The sequence below is a fragment of the Bradyrhizobium sp. genome, assembly GCF_035652035.1.
In the GTDB taxonomy this organism is placed as follows: Bacteria; Pseudomonadota; Alphaproteobacteria; order Rhizobiales; family Xanthobacteraceae; genus Bradyrhizobium.
In genome coordinates this window covers 53,643-74,554 of record NZ_DASREO010000069.1, presented here as the reverse complement: position 1 = coordinate 74,554, position 20,912 = coordinate 53,643, and the positions used below count along the sequence as shown (strand labels likewise).

Genomic DNA, 20,912 nt, shown 5'->3' with positions numbered 1-20,912 from the left:
CACCGTCCCCACGATGGGTTCATTCCTGTCATCGCGGGAGAGCAGATGTCAATGCGACCCCGTTCGGAAGAGCAACGAGGGGTCCGGCATGTCACATTCCCGTAACATACAGGCTTGCCGCCGTTTCCCGGCATCGTTCGGGAAGGGTCAGGACGCTCTCTAGCGAAACAATCCGTCGATGCGAAACGAGTAGCCGAGGCCGACCGTGTAAGTCGGCGCATTGTGATTGAGCCCGAGCGCGACATGAAAATCGAGCTGCTGGGTTCTGGTCAGATGATACATGCCGCCGGAATTCCACATCTGGATCGGCAACTGCCCTTGCGGATAATCGCCGACATATTCGGTAAACATGCTGAAACGTTCGGTCAGCTTTTTTTCGACAACGAACGTCGTCTCCGTGATGCTCCTCGTCGTTCGATCATCAGGGCGGAAGAATTCCGTGAGCATGCCGCTGATACCCCAGCCATCGTGCAGTTCCGAAGACCACGGCATTTGCACATAGGGTTGCGGCCCTCGGCCCACGAGCGCTGTCGTGCCGGTCGGCAACGCGACGCCTGAGACGATCGACAGATCGATCTTGCCCGGCGCCGGACTGATCTGCCATTTGACGGCGGGCGAGACGTCGCTGAAACCCGACAGCGTATTGCCGTGCGCGTTGACGACGTAGCTCGGCAGATCGACCAGAAATTCAAGACAAGGCGCGACTCCGAGCCGCCAGCGGCTGTTGCTGCCGTCAAAGCCCTGTTTGCCGTTTTGCGCGCTGGTATTGACGCCGTTTTCGTTTTGCAAACTGCCGACGGGAACCACGATGCTCGAATTGGTGACATCGGGCCGGTCAGTGGCAATTTCTTCCGTCGCTTGCGGACATGTCTCGGCGCGTGCATCGCTGGCGATCAGCGCGATGGAGGCGGCCAGCAGAACGCAGCGACGAACGTATAATCTCAGCACGGGTCACTTCACGAGTTCGGATGGCGCGAACTCCATCCGCAGCCGCGTCCAGATAGACGCGACAACTCGTCGATAAACCGCTGCGGTCGTCGATTATTCCGCTCTTGTTCCTTCGGCCTTGAAATGCGATCCGAAACGCAGCGCCACCGGTGCTAACGTGACGATGCATGGTCATTTTGACGGCGCCATCCCGACGAATGATGGCGTCATATATGATCTCAGTGCCGCGCGAGCGATGAAAGAAGCACCAGCGAGTCGTACGCGTGACAAGACAGTTACGGCGTCTTGATGCCGAGCTTCCGCAACGCTGCCAGCATTCGCTCCGGCGGTCCCATCTTGACGACGAGCGGCTCGCCGGTCTCCAGCAGGCTCTTGAGGCTTGAGAGGATCGCGGGCCAGCCCTGGCGTCCGCCGGAGAGAATGTCGTCGTCGAGTATCCGGTCGTGCGACTCCGTCATGGTGAGCCGCACCGCGTCGCCGGCCGGCTCGATCTCGTAGCTCACGAGCGTCGGACCGAGCTTCTCGAGCAGGTCGGGCCAGTTCACGTTGAACGTGAAGGTGAGCTTGCGGTTGGGCACGCATTCGGCCACTTCGCCGCTGATGTGGAGCGCGCCATCGGGCGTTCGCACGATGTAGCTGCCCCCGACCTTCAATTCGACTTCAACCGAATTGCCAAAGAAGTATTTCCGGCTGAATTCGGCCGAAGTCAGCGCCTGCCACACCTTTTCGGGCGTGGACGCGACGTAGATCGTGTAGACAGTGAGCGGCTTGAAGTGGTCGATCTTCATGAGGGTTCAGCTTTCCATCTTCAGCGCTTCGAACGGGATTTGCAGTGGCTCGCCGGTCTCGAGCAGGCTCTTCAGGCTCGACAGGATCGCCGGCCATCCCTTTGAAATGCCAGAGTAGAACTTGCTGCCTTCCGCAAAACCTTGATGCGTCAACGTCAGCTTGACGAGCTTGCCGAAGGGTTCGAGCACGAAGGTCGCGAGCGCCGGGAACTCGTTCTTGTATTTGTCCGACAGGTTGATGAAAGTGTAGGCGAGCTTGCGCGGCGGATCGCATTCGACGACCTTGCCGGCATCCGAGACGGCGCCGTCACTTCGAACCATTTCAAAGGAAGAACCGACCTTCCAGTCCGATCTCAGCCGTGCGCCGAACCAGTAACGCGCGGTGAAATCGCCATCGGTCAGCGCGTGCCAGAGTTTTTCCGGCGTGGTTTCGATGTAGGTCACGTAGATGAATTCTGGCCGGGACATGGTGACTCCCTAACTCGTTCTCGGTTTTCAGTTTCCGCTCTTCCAGCGCCGGCGGGTCATCGGCAGCGATTGGCCGGTCTCCAGCATCGTCTTCAGGCTGGAGAGGATCGGCGGCCAGCCGCCGCTGATCGCGCGCAGCGCCTCGTCGTCGAGTTCGCTGTGCGTCACGGTGAGCCGGGTCGATCCGAACGGCTCGTCGATCGCGAACGTGACTTTCGAGACCTTGTCGGGATTGCCGAGGTCTTTCGGATGCGCCCACGTCAGCACGAGGCGATGCGGACGCTCGTTTTCGATCACCGTGCCGGCAACCCTGACGATCGCGTGGTCGTCGTAGTCGACGTGCTGCCAGGCCGAACCGCGCTTCCAGTCGGAGAGGTTGCAGTGTCCGCCCCAGTAATCCTTGTTCATCTCGGGATCGATCAGCGCATCGAAGACCTTCTCGCAAGGCGCTTCGATATAGATCACGTAGATGTATTCGGGCTTAGGCATCGACAGTCTCCTTTGCCTTCTGCGGTAGATCGACCGAAAGTACGCGGCCGTTCTCCAACAGGCTCTTCAGGCCGGAGAGCACGATCGGCCAGCCGCCGGAAATGTCGCAGTAGGTGACGCCGCCTTCGTCGAGATCGTCATGCGTCACCGTCAACTTGACGGACTTGCCGCTCGGTTCGATGTCGAAGGTCACGCGCGAGGTGGATTCGCGTCTTGATTCCTCTGTACAGCCGTCGAACGTATAGACGAGCTGCTTCGGAGGATCAGACACCAGAACCTCGCCCTCGGAGTGCGGTGCGCCGCCTTTGGTGAAGCGATAAAGCGAGCCGACGTTCCAGTCGGAGGCGATGCGATGGCCGAACCAGTAGCGCTCGGTGAAGTCGCCATCGGTGAGGGCCTGCCAGAGTTTCTCCGGCGTGGTTTCGATGTAGGTCACGTAGACGAATTCCAGCTTACTCATCGCGCTTCTCCAGCTGTCGTTTCAATTCGCTGAGCGCGGTGAGTTTTCCGCGCTCGAATTTCTTGATCCAGCGCTCGCCGATCTGATGGATCGGGACGGGATTGAGGTAGTGCAGCTTCTCGCGGCCGTGCTTGTAGGCGGTGACAAGGTTGGCCTCCTCGAGAATGACAAGGTGCTTAGTGACGGCCTGCCGCGTCATGGCAAGCCCCTCGCAGAGTTCGTTCAGCGTCTGTCCGTTTTTGGCGTGCAGCCTGTCGAGCAACGACCGTCGCGATGCGTCGGCAAGAGCCTTGAACACGTCGTCCATTTCCATGATTGATAATAGGCAACCAAATGGTTGCATGTCAAGAGGGGTGTTTTGGCTCTGCGTGAGGCTGTGCTAGTTATCGATCGATCAGCCAACGAAGATTGGTTTTGAAAACCTGGGTGGAAAAAACATGAACCGATACGTCAAGCCGGCAATTCTCTTCACGACCCTGCTTCTTTTCGGCGGTGCGCAGGCGCAGAGCCCGGACACTCAGCCCGAACACAGGATGGACGCGCAAAAGATCGGCGATCCGCCCGAAGCCTCCAATATGCGGCTCGTCGGCTACAACGATCTGCAGGCGCGCAGCGCCTACCAGCCGACCATCCATCACCAGGGCAATCGCTGGATCGCCTATATCGGCCATCATGGCGGCACCGACGACATTCCCGATCCCGTCAATCCCCTGACCGGCAAGGCCGAGCCGAACGGCACGTCGATCGTCGACGTCACCGATCCCGCGCATCCGAAATATCTGCACCACATTCCCGGGCAGGAAGGAAAGTATGAGAGCGGCGGCGCGCAGATGGCGCGCGTGTGCGATGGCAAGCAGTTGCCGAAGGGCGATCCGAATGCGGTCTACTTGCTGCGGGCGATCGGCAGCGCGGGGCATGAAATCTGGAACGTCGCCGATCCCGAGCATCCGGTCCTGGTCAGCCACATCGGCGAAGGCCTGAAGGACACGCACAAGAACTGGTGGGAATGCTCTACCGGCGTCGCCTACCTCGTTTCGGGCAAGCCCGACTGGCGCACGCGCCGCATGACCATGATCTACGATCTCTCCGATCCCGCGCACCCAGTGAAGATCAGGGATTTTGGGCTTCCCGGCCAGGAGCCGGGTTCGACCGGCGCGGTGCCGACCGAACTGCACGGGCCGATCTCGGCTGGTCCCGAAGGCAATCGTGTCTATTTCGGTTATGGCACCGACAAGGGCGGCTTCCTGCAAATCGTCGATCGCGACAAGCTGCTCAACGGACCGAAGGAGCCGACCGCGGAGAACCTGCGCTATCCGGAGATTTCGCGGATGTCGATGTCGGCCTTCAACGGCGCGCATACGACGTTTCCGATGCTGAAGATGCCAATCGCCGAATTCGCCCACGACAAGGAGCCGACGCGCGACATCGTCATGATCGTGGACGAGGAGATCGTCAACGAATGCGCCGAGCCGCGGCAGATGGTGTGGTTCGTCGACGTCACGATCGAGGCGACGCCGATGGTGATTTCGAGCTATACGGCCAAGGAAGCGGATGGCAATTTCTGTCAGCGGGGCGGGCGCTTCGGCGCCCATTCCTCCAACGAGAGCATGGCGCCGGTCTACTACAAGAAGATGGCGTTCATCTCCTACTTCAACGCCGGCGTCCGCGCGCTCGATATCCGCGACCCCTATCACCCGACCGAGGTCGGCTACTTCATTCCGTCGATCACGGCGAACACCGACAAGCGCTGCGTCAAGATCGACGGCAAGGATCGCTGCAAGGTCGCGATCCAGACCAACAATCTCGAGACCGACGATCGCGGCTACATCTATATCGTCGACCGCGCCAACACCGGCATGCACATTCTGGAACTGACAGGCGATGCGCGGAAGATTGCTGGGCTGCCGTAAGGGGGATCGTCATTGCGAGGAGCCCGCGACAAAATTGCAAAGCAATTTTGCGTTGGAGCGACGAAGCAATCCAGTCTTTTTTGCGGCTCTGGATTGCTTCGCTTCGCTCGCAATGACGTGTAAGGTACATGTCCACGCCTCAGGATAATCCCATGTCCCTTCAGCTTTACCTCGCTTTTATCGCCGCCTGCGTTGCCTTGGCGCTCCTTCCCGGGCCGATCGTGACGCTCGTGATCGCCAATGGCCTGCGCCACGGCACCCGCGCGGCGCTGACCAATATCGCCGGCGTGCAGGCGGCGCTCTTGATCGTGATCGGCGTGGTCGCGATCGGCCTGACGTCGCTGATGGCCACCATGGGTTACTGGTTCGACTGGGTGCGGTTTGCCGGCGCGATCTATCTGGTCTGGCTCGGCATCAAGCTGATCCGCGATCCGGTCCAGGGCGTGACGGCAGACGAGGCGCCACCGCCGCCGCGCGGTGGGTTTTTCCTGCAGGGTTTTCTGGTCGCGCTGAGTAATCCCAAGCTGCTGGTGTTCTTCGGCGCCTTCATTCCGCAATTCGTGGACATGAGCCAGGATCACCTGCCGCAGGTCGCAATCCTCGGCGTCACCTTCATGATCGTGGCGGGCTTGACGGATGGCGCTTACGCGCTGCTGGCAGGGCGCGTGCGCAAGTTCTTCTCGGCGCGGCGGACGCGAATGCTCTCGCGCGTCTCCGGCGGCTTCATGATCGGCGGCGGCGTCTGGCTCGCGCTGACGCGCGCGCGGTAAAATTCAAGCCGGCAGCAACGCCTGCGCGCGCAGCGTCACTTCGATCTCGGCAAAGACTGTCGCCAGCCGCTCCGCCCATGCGGCTTCGCCGGCCTGATCCGAGATCAGGTCCTGGCGGATTTCGATGCCGGTGTTCATCAGGCCGCGCGCCTCGCCATGAACGGGAATCGTGTAGTCGGTCTCGTCGGAGACCGCGTAAGGCTCGTTGTCGCCGACGACGAGGTCGCCTTGCGCGCGTAAGGCGCTCAAGAGCAGCGGCGGCAGGCGATTGTCGCCCTGATAGAGCGTGCCGACATGCCATGGCCGCTTGATGCCGGCATAGACCGGCGTGAAGCTGTGCAGCGACAGCAGTACCGTCGGCATTCCGTCGCGCGACCGCCGATCGATCACGTCGGAGATGTGGCGGTGATAGGGATCGAACACCTCGCGCCGCCGCGCCGCGATCGCCTCGCGGGTAAGGCCTTCATTGCCGGGAACGGTCGTCGCCTCGCTGATCAGCGGGATCGAACCAGGCGAGGCAAAGGGACGATTGCAGTCGATGACAAGCCGCGAGTACGCTTGCGCGATCAGATGCGCATCGAGTTGCTCGGACAGCGCGCGCGCCACGCCCGCGATGCCGATGTCCCACGCGATGTGCCGCGTCAATTCGTTCTCTGGCAGGCCGAGATCGCCGAGGCGCTTCGGAATGGCGCGGCCGAAATGATCTGACGTGAGCAGGAACGGCGAGCGGCCGAGCGGGTTTTGCTCCACGACCGGTGGCGCATCGGCGCTGCCGAGAAGTAACGATGTGTCGCCGGCGTCAACCAAGACCATCTTTTCTTGCCCAATTTGCCTGTTTAGGCGGCACTAGTGGAGTGGATTAGACATTCGCTAACCACCTAACCGCGGGTTCATCAAGCGAATGTCAAATCCAAAACTCCACTAGAAACTTATATTTGCTAGTGGTCCTTCTAATTCTAACATTCGCAAAAGTGGCCGCTGAGAAGGAATGCGAATGTTAGAATTGGACCACTAGCGATCTCGAAATGTCCGGTGACCGGTATAGATTACACCTTACAGAGTCACGATAGTTGCAACCCAACGATGCCGCGTCTGACCATCCATCACAAGACCGAATATCGCTATGCGCGCCCCGTCGCGTTCGGCGAGCACCGGATCATGCTGCGGCCCCGCGACGGGCATGATTTGCGCGTCGTTTCCGGCGATCTCAAGATCGTGCCGGAGCCGATGCGGCTACGCTGGATCCACGACGTGTTCGGCAACAGCGTGGCGATTGCGACCTTCGACGAGCGCTCCGACGTCCTGAGCTTCACCTGGACTGCGACGGTCGATCACAATCCGGCCGAGGAATTCGCGCTGACGCCGGACGACCCCGCTTATTTCTATCCGTTTCTCTATGACCCGGAGGAGTTTCCGGACCTGCTCCGGTTCATCACGCCGCAATACTCAGATCCGAACGGCGAACTGTCCACATGGGCGCGGGGCTTCCTCGATGCCGAGGCGCCGACGCCCACCTACAAGATTCTCACGCAGATGACGCATGGCATCCGCGAGGCCTTCGCCTATCGCAGCCGCCACGAGCACGGCACCCAGCATCCGCTCGACACGCTGCAAACGGGCTCTGGCACCTGCCGCGACTATGCGCTTTTGATGATCGAGGCGCTGCGTCAGCTCGGGATCGCCGCGCGCTTCGTGTCGGGCTATCTGTTCGTGCCATCGGACAGCGGCCATTTCGGCGGCGGTTCGACCCATGCCTGGGTGCAGGTCTATTTGCCGAGCGCGGGATGGATCGAGTTCGATCCCACCAACGGCATCGTCGGCACGCGCGATCTCATTCGCGTCGCGGTGGCGCGCGATCCGCGTCAAGCGATCCCGCTGCACGGCACTTATCTTGGGCCAGCCGACGCCTTCGTCGGCATGGAGGTCGAGATCCGTGTCGTCTCGGCCGACGAGGCAGTAGAAACGTAATGCATATCAAGGTCGGATTCGACATCGCTTACGCCGCGCCACAGGCAACGCCGATGGTGATCATGCTCTCGATCCATCCCTCGCGCCGCCACGACATCATCGGGGCCGAGACCATCGTCGCCGAGCCCGACGTTCCCATCCGCTATTACAATGACTCCTTCGGCAATATTTGCGGGCGGCTGATCGCGCCCACCGGTGGCGTAGCGCTGCGCGGCAATGCGCTGGTGCGCGATTCAGGTCGACCCGATGAGGTCGCCGAGGATGCCGAGCAAATTCCGATCGAGCAGTTGCCGGATGACGTGATCCTTTATCTGATGGCGAGCCGCTACTGCGAGACCGACAAGCTCGCCGATCTCGCCTGGTCGCAGTTCGGCAACACCAGGCCCGGGTGGGCGCGCGTGATGGCGATCTGCCGATATGTGAACGAGCGCATCACCTTCGGCTACGAGCACGCTCATCACATGAAGTCCGCCTTCGATGCCCACGCGCAGCGCTCCGGCGTCTGCCGCGATTTCGCACATCTGGCGCTGACGCTCTGTCGCTGCATGGGCATCCCGGCGCGCTATTGCACCGGCTATCTCGGCGACATCGGCATTCCGCCCGAGCCGTTCCCGATGGATTTCTCCGGCTGGTTCGAGGCGTATCTGTCCGGCAGGTGGTACACGTTCGATGCGCGCCATGTCGTTCCGCGGATCGGCCGCATCCTGATGGCGACGGGCCGCGACGCGGCCGACGTGGCGCTGTCGACGAGTTTCGGGCGGATGAACCTCGCCAAATTTTCTGTCGTCAGCGACGAGGTGACGGCGGCTTGAATCTTTTTCCGCGAGAGCTTCCCCTTCCGTCATGGCCGGGCTTGACCCGGCCATCCACGTCTTTGTTACCGAAAGAAAAGGAAGACGTGGATGCCCGGCACAAGGCCGGGCATGACGAGGTGAGATTGGGGCTGGATTACTTCGCTTCGCTCGCAATGACGGTGTAAGAGAAACCCATGACCTCCGACCTCCTTTTCGTCTATGGCACGTTGATGCGCGGCTATTCGCATCCGATGGCGCGGCTGTTGTCGGCCAATGCCGACTTTATCGGCGAAGCGAGCTGCCGCGGAAAACTCTACAAGGTGAAGCATTATCCCGGCCTCGTGCTGTCGAACGAGGCGGCTGATATCGTTTGCGGCGAACTCTATCGCTTGCGCGCGGCCGAAGACCTTCTGCGCGAGTTCGACATGTACGAGGCCTGCGGCGAGGGTTTTCCGGAACCGACGCAATATGTGCGGCAGATGCTGCCCGTCACGCTCGCGGACGGAGCCAAGAGCGACGCCTGGACCTACATCTACAACTGGCCGGTCGCGGCGCTGACTAGAATCGAGTCGGGGCGGTTTTTGTAGGAACAAATTGGAGAGGCAGTCCCGGTCGTCATGCCCGGCCTTGTGCCGGGCATCCACGTCTTACTTTCTTCTCTGGGACACAAAGACGTGGATGGCCGGGTCATAGGCGAGCGGAAGCGACGCCGTTCTTCGAACGGCTATGCCCGGCCGTGACGACTGTTAGTTTGGCGCCCTGTGAATAACGGCAAGAAGGCCAATTATCTTCGTAATTTCGGCGGCCCACCCTATATCCGTAATCCTTCGTTCCGACTCAAAACCCGCGCTAGAATCGGCCCATGCGCTTTACGCCCCAATTTCTCGAAGAGCTGAAAGCTCGCCTTCTGGTTTCGGAAGTCGTGGGCCGGCGCGTGAAGCTGAAGAAGGCTGGCCGCGAGTTCAAGGGACTGTCGCCATTTCAACAAGAGAAGACACCGTCGTTCACGGTCAACGACCAGAAGCAGTTTTATCACGACTTCTCGACCGGCAAGCACGGCAACATCTTCGACTTCGTCATGGAGACAGAGGGCGTGTCGTTCCCCGAAGCGGTCGAACGGCTCGCATCGATGGCGGGTCTTTCGCTGCCGGCGGTGACGCCGGACGCGGCGCGCTTTGAGGCGCGGCGCAAGACGCTGCATGACGTCATGGAACTTGCGGCGAAATTCTTCGCCGACACATTGGCGTCACGCAATGGCGCCAAGGCGCGCGGCTATCTCGCCGATCGCGCGATCACGCCGGCGACGCAATTACAGTTCCGCCTCGGCTATGCGCCGCCGGATCGCTTTGCGTTGAAAGAGAATCTCGGCAATCAGGGCATTTCGGTCGAGGACATGATCGAGACCGGCCTTCTGATCGGCGGCGACGATATTCCCGTGCCTTACGATCGTTTCCGCGATCGCGTGATGTTTCCGATCACGGACGCGCGGGGCCGCGTGATCGCGTTCGGCGGCCGCGCGCTCGAAAAGGACGTGCCGGCGAAATACCTGAACTCGCCGGAAACACCGCTGTTTCACAAGGGCGACAATCTCTACAACATCGCGACCGCGCGGCAGGCCGCGCATGACGGCAGCCCCATCGTGGTGGTCGAAGGCTATGTCGATGTCATCGCGATGGTCGGCGTCGGATATCCGGCAAGCGTCGCCCCGCTCGGCACCGCGCTCACCGAAAACCAGCTCACGCTGCTCTGGAAGATGGCGGACGAGCCGATCCTGTGTTTCGACGGCGATCGCGCCGGACAGAAAGCGGCGTGGCGCGCCGCCGATCTCGCGCTACCGCATCTTGCGCCCGGCAAGAGCCTGCGCTTTGCGATCCTCCCGGAAGGCCAGGACCCCGACGATCTCGCCCGATCAGGCGGCCGCGCCGCGATCGAGGACGTGATCGCAGCCTCGCGCGGTCTTGCCGACATGATCTGGGCGCGCGAGATCGAGGGCGGAAATTTTGCGACGCCCGAGCGGCGGGCCGCGCTGGAAAAGCGCATCGGCGAGATCGCCAATTCCGTCCGCGACGAGGTGGTGCGGCGCTATTATCGCCAGGATTTTTCGGAGCGTCTGTCGCGGATGTTCGCCCCCGAGGTGGTGCGATCGCCTTATGGCGGCGGTCAGGGCAGGGGTGCTTACGGCGAATCACCCCGCCGTTTTGCTCCCCGCGCAGGCCAAAACGCCGGCCGGTTCGACCCCCGCTCGGGCGGCCGTCCACAGGGTCCTGGCGCCGCCTTGCGCGGCCCCTATCAGGCGGCGAGTTCGCAGCTCGCGGCAAGCCCGCTGCTCCGCGGCCAGCGCAGCGCGATGTCCCGCCGCGAGGCGCTGATCCTGCAATGCCTGATCAACCACCCCTGGCTGCTGCACGACCATCTGGAGGAGGCGGCCGCGCTCGAACTGCCCCACCAGGAAGCGCACCGGCTCCGCGCTGGAATCATCGCCGCCTTTGCGGCCGACCATCACCATTCGCCTGACGTTGCCGAGCAAAGCGAGAAGCTTCGCGCGGACCTCGTTAAGGCAGGTTTTTCAAAGGAACTTCAAAGGCTTGAAGGGGTGATCACGACCCCTGCGGTGTGGGGTGCGAAGGCCGGCGCGGCGCGGGAGGATGTTCTTTCCACCTGGCACCAGCTCGTCTCCTTGCATCGCCAATACCACTCCTTACTTAGGGAGCTAAAGGACGCCGAGCTTGCCTTGGGCGAGGACGCGAGCGAGGCCAATCTGGCCTGGCTCAAGGACATCAAAGCCCGATTGTCGGAAATGGACGGGACGGAGGCCATGATCGAGGGATTTGGCGAACTCTCCGGCCGTCTGCGCGGCAGCGTCTAGGGCCTTTAGTGCCGCCGATTTGAAGTTCCTATGTGTTCTCCGTACGTTAGGTAGGAACTTCAAATCGATAAGCGGCACTAACATCGGATATTTTTGCTAGTGCCCTTAACGCTACGAAGTTCGTATCGAGGGTGCCGCAAGTGCAGACGAACTTCGGAGCGAGGGCACTAGTGAGAAACAAATTTAATGCGGACGGCCGCCAACGGAACCGCAAAAAGACTCGCCAAACCCGTGGTTTGGCTGCAAAAACAGGGTTAAGCGACGTTTAATGGCTTTGAGGCATTTTCTGATCTAGCGGCTCGCCGGCTGCTTTTCGAAAGAGGGCGTTCGGAATGAACCAGACGCGCTTAGGTTCGAACAAACGGCACCGCCCTCTCCAGGGGGAATGCGTTCAAGGTCATTTGTAGGAAATCGGTGAGAGCAATCAGGGGTGGCGAAACTTTGCGCCGCCCTTTCGCGTCATGAGTGAGTTGAAGCGTTTCGAATAGGGGCATTGGCCCCGCAAATCGAGACGCCGTTGGGAGCTTTTGAATGGCCAGCAAGGCGAAGACGGTTCAGGTCAAGGAAAAAGAAAAAGACGAGAAGGTCGCGGACGCTCCCGAGAAGGATGCGCCCGATGCGCCGTCGCCGTTGCTCGACCTGTCGGATGCTGCCGTCAAGAAGATGATCAAGCAGGCCAAGAAGCGCGGCTTCGTGACCTTCGATCAGCTCAACGAAGTGCTGCCGTCCGACACCACCTCGCCGGAGCAGATCGAGGACATCATGTCGATGCTCTCGGACATGGGCATCAACGTCACCGAAGCCGATGACGACGCCGAGGAAGACAAGCAGGAAGACACCGAGGACGATACCGACAACGAACTCGTCGAGGTCACCTCAAAGGCCGTCACCGAAGTCAAGAAATCCGAGCCGGGCGAGCGCACCGACGATCCCGTGCGCATGTATCTGCGCGAGATGGGCACGGTCGAATTGCTCTCGCGCGAGGGCGAAATCGCGATTGCCAAGCGCATCGAGGCCGGCCGCGAAGCGATGATCGCAGGGCTGTGCGAAAGCCCGCTCACCTTCCAGGCCATCATCATCTGGCGCGACGAACTCAACGAAGGAAAGATCTTCCTTCGCGACATCATCGATCTCGAGGCCACCTATGCCGGCCCCGACGCCAAGAACAATCTGAACCCGAACATGATCGGCGCGGCCGTCGGCCCCGATGGCCAGCCGGTTGCGGGTGCTGAAGCTGGCGGCAATGGCAGCGCGATGCCGGCCGCCGCGGCGCCGCCCGCTGCCCCGCCGTCGGCAACCCCGTTCCGCGCCGCGCCTGCCGCGGGCGAAGGCGAGGGCGAGGAAAAGGATCCCGGCGAAGCCGCTGCCGAGTCCGACATGGACGACGACGAGTTCGAAAACCAGATGTCGCTCGCCGCCATCGAGGCCGAGCTGAAGCCGAAGGTGGTCGAGACCTTCGACAAGATCGCCGACAACTACAAGAAGCTGCGCCGCCTGCAGGAGCAGGACATCTCCAACCAGCTGCAGAACGAGACGCTGTCGCCGGCGCAGGAGCGCAAGTACAAGAAGCTGAAGGACGAGATCATCGTCGAGGTGAAGTCGCTGCGGCTCAACCAGGCACGTATCGACTCGTTGGTCGAGCAGCTCTACGACATCAACAAGAAGCTGGTTTCGTTCGAAGGCCGCCTGCTGCGTCTCGGCGACAGCCACGGCGTCGCGCGCGACGACTTCCTGCGCAACTATCAGGGCTCCGAGCTCGATCCGCGCTGGCTCAACCGCGTCTCGAAACTCTCCGCCAAGGGCTGGAAGAATTTCGTCCATCACGAGAAGGACCGCATCAAGGAACTGCGCGGCGAGATTCAGCAGCTTGCGGCGCTCACCGGTCTCGAGATCGGCGAATTCCGCAAGATCGTGCACGGCGTGCAGAAGGGCGAGCGTGAAGCCCGCCAGGCCAAGAAGGAAATGGTGGAAGCCAACCTTCGCCTCGTGATCTCGATTGCCAAGAAATACACCAACCGCGGCCTGCAATTCCTCGACCTGATCCAGGAAGGCAACATCGGGTTGATGAAGGCGGTCGACAAGTTCGAATATCGCCGCGGCTACAAGTTCTCGACTTACGCCACGTGGTGGATCCGGCAGGCGATCACCCGCTCGATCGCCGACCAGGCGCGCACCATCCGCATTCCCGTGCACATGATCGAGACGATCAACAAGATCGTGCGCACCTCGCGGCAGATGCTCAACGAAATCGGCCGCGAGCCGACGCCGGAAGAACTCGCCGAAAAGCTCGGCATGCCCTTGGAGAAAGTGCGCAAGGTTCTCAAGATCGCCAAGGAGCCGCTCTCGCTGGAAACACCGGTCGGCGATGAAGAAGATTCGCACCTCGGCGACTTCATCGAGGACAAGAACGCGATCCTGCCCATTGACGCAGCGATCCAGTCCAACCTGCGCGAGACTACGACGCGCGTGCTGGCCTCGCTGACGCCGCGCGAAGAGCGCGTGCTGCGCATGCGCTTTGGCATCGGCATGAACACCGACCATACGCTGGAAGAAGTCGGCCAGCAGTTCTCGGTGACCCGCGAACGCATCCGCCAGATCGAGGCGAAGGCGCTGCGGAAGCTGAAGCATCCGAGCCGGTCAAGGAAGCTGCGGAGCTTCCTGGATAACTAGGCCGCCGTCATGGCCGGGCTTGTCCCGGCCATCCACGTCTTTGATGTGCTCCGAAACAAAAGCGGCGGGCGAGAGCCCGCCGTTCTCGGTCTGCGTTGCCGAAGGTTATTTCTTCTTCGCCCCGACGCGGCTGATCTTCTTGATTTCGAGCTGCGGTTTGCCGGATTTTTCGGCGATCTCGCGATCCTGTTCGGCGATGAATGCCTTTGCCGGCTCGTCGCCGTCCAGCCCGCCAAGCAGTTCGGACGGCACGCGGCGGTTGGAGCGCTGGGAATCGTCTTCATAGACGACGTTGAAGAAGGCGAATTCGCCTTTGGGATTGGTTCCGGGCTTTTTTGGCATGCGCGGCTTGTCCCCGATCAGGGCGCCGCTGTCAAAACAAATCGGAGGGGCGATTTGCCGATCTGCCCGCTCGCTTTGGCCCATCCTTCGAGACGCCCGCCTGATTTAGCGCCGTTCGCGACGGCCTCGCTATTGCTCGGCCTGCTCGGACGCGGCGGGCTCCACAGGATGAGGTTGCTTTCCTTCCCCCTTGCGGGAGAAGGTGGCCATAGGCGGCCAGCGGCCGCCGCTCTTTTCAGAACGCCGATGCCTTGCATCGGCTATGCGTCAGTCCACGACGGATGAGGGTTTCAATCCATGGAAACGACCCCTCACCCAAACGAGTTCTGTGTCGACCGGCGGAGTAACCCTCTCCCGCAAGGGGAGAGGGCGCAATCATTTCCCAACTGATTTGCCCGTCGCGCAATCCCTGTCGCAAAAAATAAATCGCTGCACCCGTCGGGCAAATCATCTTTAGAACTTCGCGCCGTCCCGCCTCGTTACCGAGGGGCGCTACGCGATCGTCACGAGTGTTGAGTGCGGGATGCGGTGGACTGGAGATGCGCGCGCTGACGAGCGCGCATCTTTGGGACGGCGAAGTCGTGTGGTCCTGATGTCTCGACGCTGACATCTGGCGATAATGCTCCGCATTACGCCTGCGGTGACAAGAAAGCCCGATCACCGGGGAGAGCACGAAGGAAGCCGTAAAACCATCGCGCAGGGAATGCCGGACTGTCTCGGCTGACCTGTGGTGGCTAACTCGTGTGCTTTCTATTCTTGCACGCGAGGCTGCGGGTGCGGCTGACGCACCGGCATTCCCTGCGCCCTCTGTTCTCCGAGGGGCTGCTTTCGCTGAAAACTCGGGTGATCCAAAGCCGCGAGGAGCCGGAGGCTGGCTGTTTGAAATTTGAATCAGAAATGAGGGCGCAGCCTCTACCGCGCCTCAGGTCATGCAGACCCATTGCGTCCCGTGCATGCCGATCGCAAGCGCCGCGCCGCGCGCGAGGTCAAGCGTAACCCCGTGCGTAAAGGGACCGCGATCGTTGATGACGACGGTGACGGACCTGCCGGTCTCGGGATTGGAAACCGTGACCTGCGAGCCGAACGGCAGCGTTCGATGCGCGGCCGTATACCCGCTGCTATTGAAGGCCTGGCCGCTCGCAGTTCGCCGGCCCGAGGTGTAGTAAGTCGCAACCACGTGCTGCCCCGAACAGGCTCCGTGCGGCCTGGAGTGCGAGAAGAACCAGGCGAAGCCTCGACTGTGGGCTTGGCCGATTGAGGCGATCAACAGCGCCGCAGCCAATCCGACAATTCCAAAACATCCACGCATGGGTCTTATCCTTTCGCTTATCGATCATCTGCATTGCGGACGCACCGCGTCAGCACCGCCTATCGAGCCTTCCGTTCGTCGATGCGCCGGGCCTGGCTGACATCGGCAAATGCGCGCCTCAGATCGCCCATGCGCCGCAGCACAATGGCGCGGTTGATGTAGGCGTCCGAGGAATTGGGATCGAGATTGATCGCGAGATCGAAGTCGGTCAGTGCAAGCGGAAAGTCGCCGCTGCGATAGGCGAGGTTGCCGCGCTCGAGATAATAGTTGGCGTCCTTCACGACTGGCGCAGACATCGGAGCCTCGGAAATCACGGGCTCGGACGTCTCCGGTTCGGACAGCTCCGGAACGGTGTGGCGATCGTTTGATGTTACCACGACGGCCGGCGTCGCAAGCTCCTCGGCGGCGCTGGCAATGTCCGCTTCCTTGACGGGCGCGATCTTGTCAGGCTTGTCGCGTGCGCTGACCCTGTCGTTCGCCTTGCCGACCGTGCTGGGCTCGTGGGTCGGCATCGCCGCTGTCAGCGCCATGGCTCGCTCGGATAGCACCTGCACTTGCGCGAGAACGACCGGCGCAGTCAAAACTCTTTCGAGAACCATGAATGCGCCGATAGCGACGGACGCGATCACCATGCTGGTGAAGGGTCCGGGAAGGCCGAGCTCGGCGAAAACCTTCCGGCGTGAAACCGGCGCGCGTTCGTGCTCTGCGTCGCTCAGCAGCTCGTCATAGGTGGCACGCTGCTTTTCGTCTCGCAGAATCGAATAGGCGCGAACGACCTGCCTGAATCGATACGGCGCATCGTCATCGCCGGGATTGTTGTCGGGATGGCTGGTCCTGGCGGCCCTGCGGAATGCTGCCCTTAAGCTTTCGGCATCATCTTGCGGAAGCGCACCGAGCAACTCGTAAAGGGTGGGCAAAATATCCCTCGCGATAATGATCTCTCAAAATGTCCCCCCTCAATATTTCGAGATTCTCCCGGGAAAAACGCGCCATGATGTGGCGGCAAAAGGGCGTAATCTTGGGAGCGATCGGCGTAAGGTTAACGTCGTCCGTCATCCAGGCGTCACAGAACGCTCTGAGGACGTGCGCAGGCCCAACGTTGCTAATTCTTCGGAGTCCTGATCGCGGTCCTGTACCGCCGATGCGGCCTATTCTGCGGTATGCGCTCGACTTCGCACAGGCTCGACGCCTGCAACTGCTTCAGGCGATCGCGTGCCGCCTTCTCGGCATCCTGATAGCACTGCCGCTCATACTCGGTCTTCAGGCGTCCCCATTCGTTCGGGTCGACCGCCTTGACGTCTGACCGTTTGAACTCGCAGTCGGGCGCCGGCTGCGGCGCAAGCAGCGCCGGGTCGGGTCTGTGAACGCGCAGCTCGGCCTGCGGCTGTTGCTGTGGCTTGACGTGGATGCGGGCGTGCAGGGTCGGACGAACATGGCTTGTCCTGACCTCTCGCTGGCTGGAATTGAATTCACGGTGAGACGGTTCGCGCGCGCATCCGCCCAGCGCCATCATGGCAGCAACGGCAGAAACGGTGAACAGCCGCGGGCGCGGCGATACCGGGCCGTTCAGCGGCGAGCAAGCGCTCGCGACGTCGCGCTCGTCACCTGCACATCGCGCGGGATGCATCATCGCCATACGGAATCGTTCCGGTTCGAGGCGAGACAGGTTGCGGCCGCCGCTTGCAACGAAATCTCGGAAAGCTTCCGGCAAGCATCGGCGGAAAATTTGAATCTCAGTCTAATAATCACGATGAACGAAATGCTAATCGCCGCCCTCTTCAGGGAGTTTCGCAACTTTCGGTTGTGGAGGGCATATCGCCCTACCTCCCGATTCCTCGTGCCTCGAACGCGCCTGTTGACGGACGTAATCCAGTCAACAATCCATCGTTGCAGCGTCGTCATCGCGTGACATAGATCAAGTGGCTTAGGAACGAATACTGCTCAATCGATTTTTCTAACGAAGACATTGCAGCGTCCTTTTTTTCGAAAGACGCTATTTTCAGAGACGCCAACATGGCACTCGAAATTGTTGTTCGCAGCCGGCGACTCAGCGAGCAATCGCTCAAGGCAGATCGCAGTGCCGGTTCGGATCTCACCCAGGGGCTTAAGGACGAACGCCAGGACGGACGCCAGGGCACCGCCCAAGGCATCGCCGACCGGGCTCACGTCGCAAACGACAACGATCAGGCCTGGCCGCTGATTCCGTTTCCGGATGGCTGGTATGGCTGCTAGCCGGCCGCGGCGGATGACTCGAAGCGCATCGTTTTTTGGTCCCGGTCTGACCGTCGACGTGGATGGCCGGGTCCCGTCTCCGCCAAGGCTACGCCGGGGCCACGAGTTCACTCGGCCGCCGAAGCTTTGGCGAAGGCGGCAAGTCCGGCCATGGGGGGGTGAGTAAAAGTGTAATATCGTCAGACAGTTACCGTGATGTCTCGGCCGCTTGGGGCTTCGAACGCTGCCCCTTGCCTCGACACGTTCGGCGGGTGTGTGATTCTCGTGGGCTTTAGCCCATCAGCCCATATCATTCGTCGCGAATATGCCTTACTTTTGGGCTTAATTATCGTATTCTCGGTGCCGACAAATCCGCGGGGGATTCTGTTTGCGGCCTCGTCGAGGTAAATTTGGGGAGCAGGGGGCTATGCCGCCTGCGATAGCTCGTAAGCCATTGCCGTCAGGCAGGCCGATGCCTGTTCGCGTGCAGGCTGGCGCACGTGCGGCTGCGCCTCTCCGCAAATCTTCGCCTCCCCAGGAATTTGCTGCCCGGGAATTTGCCGGCCAAGAGTTTGCGGACCAAGAGTTTGCTGACCAAGAGTTCGCACCTGGGTTTGCTCGCGCCGAAAAGCCTGCGCGGCGCGGCTCGCGCGCCAACACCATCATGCTGACGCTCGCCGCGGTCGGCCTGTCCCTGACAGCCGCGGTCTGGATCACGAGCCCCGATCTTTCCGCGCTCGCGTCCGCAATGCCGGGAAATACCGATCGGCCGAGTTTTGAAGATCGCTTCGTGTCGGCGCCAAAGGCGACGACCAGCGCGCTGCTGCAGCCGCTGAAACGCCTCGTCATGGCGAAAGTCGATTCCATGTCGGAGCGCCTCGAACTGTCGTCGACGCGGGATGCGCTGGCGTCGCGTTGGCCGCAGCAGGACAACCTTCGCCCGGCGATCGCCGATGAGCCGCTTCCGGCGCCGATCGTGAGTGGGACCGCGCCTCAAGCTGCGACCTCCGCCGTCGCCGCAATTCCGATGCCGCGGTCGCGCCCCGCAGCCGCTGACCAGCCGGTTCAAACGACGCAGGCCTTGGCGCTGGCCGCAGCAGGGCCAACGACGACGGTATTGGCAACGGCCGACGCCGTGCCGAGCCGGCCCGAGCGCTCCGCGCTGCAGAAGTTCTCGGACATGATGAAGGCGAAGATGACGATCGCCTCGCTTGGGCTCGGCAAGGCGCCGGACCTCGCCGCGCTCGGCTATGACAACGAGACCGCCGTCTATGACATCACGGCGCATGCCGTCTATCTGCCGAACGGGACGGTGTACGAGGCGCATTCTGGCATGGGCAACCTGCGCGACGATCCGGAGCACGCCACGGTGCCGAACACCGGCGCAACGCCGCCGGCGATGTATTCGCTGAAGCCGCGCGAGGCAGCCTTCCACGGGGTCGCCGCGCTGCGCATGACGCCGGCCGAAGGCAGCGATATCGGCGGACGTTCGGGGCTATTGATTCACAGCTTCATGCTAGGCCCCAACGGCGATTCCAACGGCTGCATTTCGATCCGCGACTTCGACCGCTTCCGCAAGGCCTATGACGACGGCCAATTCACTCACATTGCCGTCGTGCCCAGCGTGAAGGCCATCATCCTGGCCCAGCAAAACGCCGACTGATCGCAAACGCGGCCGGGTCCTCGATCCTGAGCAGCTACACTTAATTCTGCTGAGCTGACGGCGCCGCCGGCGGACGCTTCTTGCCCGCGCCCGGCTTCTTCGCGCGGGGCGGTCCCGCATCCACCGAGGCCAGATAACCGGCAAGCGCCCAGGCTTCGCTCATGCCGGTCGTGTAGTGGTCTTGCAGAAACGGAACGAGCGTGGCGCGGAAGCGGCCCTTGGCGAGCACGGCCGGATTTTTGTGGCAGGCCGCGCAGGTCGCGGCGTAGAGCTGCTGGGCCGACTTGCCTTCATCGATATTTTGCGCCTGAGCGGCGCTGCCGCCGAGCAGGCAGAAGCTGCCGACGAGGAGCAGGCCGCGCAGCTTCGCCTGCGGCAGCAATGTTGATGAACGTTTCATGTCGCCAGTCGCCCCTTCGCACCGAGTAAGATCATCCGGAATGTTTTTGGCCAATGCCGGCAATTCGCGCAAGGCCTTACGGCCAGACAACGTCAAAAAGGCGGCCGGCGTGGCGGCTGTTGGATTCGGCGGCGCGGGCGGAAAGAGGTCGGCAGGCGTGGCCTCAGCGGCGATATTCGTCGCGTTGCAAGACGCCGACGCCGAACCAGCCCCAGTAGACGCAGTGCCGCTGGATCAGTCCTGCGTCGTTGAGCTCCATCACCTCGACGAAATCCATCTGCTCGCCTTTGCCGGCGTCACGCGGATATTCGAAGATCATGCGCTTGCCGTCGGTGAGATAACCGGAGCGATAATATTGGCGCACCTTCGGCTTCCGCTCGGCGAGCTGGGCGAACAGCGGCCGCAACTCGTCGTGGCCGTGCAACACGCCGTTTTTGGTGTCGAGCAAATGAGGGACGAGAGGGCTCTCGAAATGCGCATCGCGTGCATAGAGCGCCAATAGCCGTTCCGCGTCGTTGTGCGACAGCGCCTCGTTCCACGCAAAGTACATCCGCTCAACGGGAGTTGTGGTTTCTTCCGGGGTCGTTTGTTCGTATCTCAATGCTTTCGCCATTTGCATCTCCTTGGTTCAACCGCTTGATAGGGCGAACGTGTCCGCGCGCATGGCGTTCCCGCCGCTCGGCATCATTTGACTTTGACAAATTCAGTGAATGTTCCAGTAGGTGATTTGCTCGTCGTGCCAATGTGCCGCAGATATTTCGCTTGTGGCGTCGGGCAAATCACGGGCATCTGCTCGCCCCGTCCCGCCTCGAACAAGAGGGGCGCTTCGCGGTCGTCACGAACGTTGAGTGCGGGA

At 61.5% G+C, this 20,912-nt stretch carries 22 protein-coding genes; 9 read left to right on the top strand and 13 right to left on the bottom strand.

What is annotated here, in order from left to right:
• Window positions 1-159: 159 nt before the first annotated feature.
• From VFB05_RS17805 to VFB05_RS17780, 6 genes are all read right to left on the bottom strand, one after another.
• Window positions 160-948: a transporter gene (locus VFB05_RS17805; protein ID WP_325014389.1), complete on the bottom strand. Its 789-nt coding sequence runs from the start codon at window positions 946-948 to the stop codon at window positions 160-162.
• 275 nt (window positions 949-1,223) lie between these two features.
• A complete protein-coding gene (locus tag VFB05_RS17800) occupies window positions 1,224-1,736 on the bottom strand; it encodes an SRPBCC family protein (RefSeq protein WP_325014387.1) in 513 nt (170 codons plus the stop codon).
• A gap of 6 nt (window positions 1,737-1,742) precedes the next feature.
• Window positions 1,743-2,204 (bottom strand): SRPBCC family protein, encoded by a 462-nt coding sequence (locus VFB05_RS17795; RefSeq protein ID WP_325014385.1) that lies wholly within the window; start codon window positions 2,202-2,204, stop codon window positions 1,743-1,745.
• A gap of 27 nt (window positions 2,205-2,231) precedes the next feature.
• Window positions 2,232-2,693, bottom strand: a complete 462-nt coding sequence (locus tag VFB05_RS17790; RefSeq protein ID WP_325014383.1) for an SRPBCC family protein — start codon at window positions 2,691-2,693, stop codon at window positions 2,232-2,234.
• Window positions 2,686-3,153: an SRPBCC family protein gene (locus VFB05_RS17785; RefSeq protein WP_325014381.1), complete on the bottom strand. Its 468-nt coding sequence runs from the start codon at window positions 3,151-3,153 to the stop codon at window positions 2,686-2,688. Before VFB05_RS17785 ends, VFB05_RS17790 begins: the two co-directional genes overlap by 8 nt.
• On the bottom strand, window positions 3,146-3,460 hold the full coding sequence (locus VFB05_RS17780; protein WP_325014379.1) for a metalloregulator ArsR/SmtB family transcription factor: 315 nt from the start codon (window positions 3,458-3,460) through the stop codon (window positions 3,146-3,148). The genes VFB05_RS17785 and VFB05_RS17780 overlap by 8 nt, the downstream gene beginning before the upstream one ends.
• A gap of 226 nt (window positions 3,461-3,686) precedes the next feature.
• Here VFB05_RS17780 and VFB05_RS17775 point away from each other — a divergent pair, with 226 nt between their 5' ends.
• Window positions 3,687-5,063, top strand: a complete 1,377-nt coding sequence (locus tag VFB05_RS17775) for a hypothetical protein (RefSeq protein ID WP_325014424.1) — start codon at window positions 3,687-3,689, stop codon at window positions 5,061-5,063.
• A 152-nt stretch (window positions 5,064-5,215) separates the two neighbouring features.
• Window positions 5,216-5,833, top strand: a complete 618-nt coding sequence (locus VFB05_RS17770) for a LysE family translocator (RefSeq protein WP_325014377.1) — start codon at window positions 5,216-5,218, stop codon at window positions 5,831-5,833.
• A 3-nt stretch (window positions 5,834-5,836) separates the two neighbouring features.
• Here the strand turns inward: VFB05_RS17770 and VFB05_RS17765 are convergent, their stop codons facing one another.
• On the bottom strand, window positions 5,837-6,646 hold the full coding sequence (locus tag VFB05_RS17765) for an N-formylglutamate amidohydrolase (RefSeq protein ID WP_325014375.1): 810 nt from the start codon (window positions 6,644-6,646) through the stop codon (window positions 5,837-5,839).
• 270 nt (window positions 6,647-6,916) lie between these two features.
• Here VFB05_RS17765 and VFB05_RS17760 point away from each other — a divergent pair, with 270 nt between their 5' ends.
• From VFB05_RS17760 to rpoD, 5 genes are all read left to right on the top strand, one after another.
• On the top strand, window positions 6,917-7,801 hold the full coding sequence (locus tag VFB05_RS17760) for a transglutaminase family protein (RefSeq protein WP_325014373.1): 885 nt from the start codon (window positions 6,917-6,919) through the stop codon (window positions 7,799-7,801).
• Entirely contained in the window at window positions 7,801-8,613 is an 813-nt protein-coding gene (locus tag VFB05_RS17755; RefSeq protein WP_325014371.1) for a transglutaminase family protein, read from the top strand. Before VFB05_RS17760 ends, VFB05_RS17755 begins: the two co-directional genes overlap by 1 nt.
• A gap of 176 nt (window positions 8,614-8,789) precedes the next feature.
• Window positions 8,790-9,182 carry a gamma-glutamylcyclotransferase family protein gene (locus tag VFB05_RS17750; protein ID WP_325014369.1) on the top strand — a complete coding sequence of 131 codons (393 nt, stop codon included), beginning with the start codon at window positions 8,790-8,792 and terminating at the stop codon, window positions 9,180-9,182.
• 275 nt (window positions 9,183-9,457) lie between these two features.
• A complete protein-coding gene (gene dnaG, locus VFB05_RS17745; protein WP_325014367.1) occupies window positions 9,458-11,461 on the top strand; it encodes a DNA primase in 2,004 nt (667 codons plus the stop codon).
• Window positions 11,462-11,992: 531 nt separating this feature from the next.
• Window positions 11,993-14,131, top strand: coding sequence for an RNA polymerase sigma factor RpoD (rpoD, locus tag VFB05_RS17740; protein WP_325014365.1), 2,139 nt, complete (start codon window positions 11,993-11,995; stop codon window positions 14,129-14,131).
• A 105-nt stretch (window positions 14,132-14,236) separates the two neighbouring features.
• Here the strand turns inward: rpoD and VFB05_RS17735 are convergent, their stop codons facing one another.
• The 4 genes from VFB05_RS17735 to VFB05_RS17720 all read right to left on the bottom strand — a co-directional run bounded on the left by VFB05_RS17735 (window position 14,237) and on the right by VFB05_RS17720 (window position 17,418).
• Complete coding sequence (locus tag VFB05_RS17735; RefSeq protein WP_325014363.1) at window positions 14,237-14,473, bottom strand: hypothetical protein; 237 nt, start codon at window positions 14,471-14,473, stop codon at window positions 14,237-14,239.
• A 922-nt stretch (window positions 14,474-15,395) separates the two neighbouring features.
• Window positions 15,396-15,782, bottom strand: coding sequence for a septal ring lytic transglycosylase RlpA family protein (locus tag VFB05_RS17730; RefSeq protein ID WP_325014361.1), 387 nt, complete (start codon window positions 15,780-15,782; stop codon window positions 15,396-15,398).
• A 59-nt stretch (window positions 15,783-15,841) separates the two neighbouring features.
• The gene (locus VFB05_RS17725; protein ID WP_325014359.1) at window positions 15,842-16,699 is read right to left on the bottom strand and encodes a DnaJ domain-containing protein; all 858 of its coding nucleotides are present in this window, start codon (window positions 16,697-16,699) and stop codon (window positions 15,842-15,844) included.
• A 185-nt stretch (window positions 16,700-16,884) separates the two neighbouring features.
• The gene (locus VFB05_RS17720; protein ID WP_325014357.1) at window positions 16,885-17,418 is read right to left on the bottom strand and encodes a hypothetical protein; all 534 of its coding nucleotides are present in this window, start codon (window positions 17,416-17,418) and stop codon (window positions 16,885-16,887) included.
• Between the two features lie 377 nt (window positions 17,419-17,795).
• Between VFB05_RS17720 and VFB05_RS17715 the strand changes: the two genes are divergently transcribed.
• Both VFB05_RS17715 and VFB05_RS17710 read left to right on the top strand, forming a co-directional pair.
• Window positions 17,796-18,014 (top strand): hypothetical protein, encoded by a 219-nt coding sequence (locus VFB05_RS17715; protein ID WP_325014355.1) that lies wholly within the window; start codon window positions 17,796-17,798, stop codon window positions 18,012-18,014.
• A 643-nt stretch (window positions 18,015-18,657) separates the two neighbouring features.
• Window positions 18,658-19,656, top strand: coding sequence for a DUF2778 domain-containing protein (locus VFB05_RS17710; RefSeq protein WP_325014353.1), 999 nt, complete (start codon window positions 18,658-18,660; stop codon window positions 19,654-19,656).
• A gap of 40 nt (window positions 19,657-19,696) precedes the next feature.
• Here the strand turns inward: VFB05_RS17710 and VFB05_RS17705 are convergent, their stop codons facing one another.
• Both VFB05_RS17705 and VFB05_RS17700 read right to left on the bottom strand, forming a co-directional pair.
• Window positions 19,697-20,056: a hypothetical protein gene (locus VFB05_RS17705; protein ID WP_325014351.1), complete on the bottom strand. Its 360-nt coding sequence runs from the start codon at window positions 20,054-20,056 to the stop codon at window positions 19,697-19,699.
• Between the two features lie 163 nt (window positions 20,057-20,219).
• Window positions 20,220-20,669: a nuclear transport factor 2 family protein gene (locus tag VFB05_RS17700; protein ID WP_325014349.1), complete on the bottom strand. Its 450-nt coding sequence runs from the start codon at window positions 20,667-20,669 to the stop codon at window positions 20,220-20,222.
• Between the last annotated feature and the right edge of the window lie 243 nt (window positions 20,670-20,912).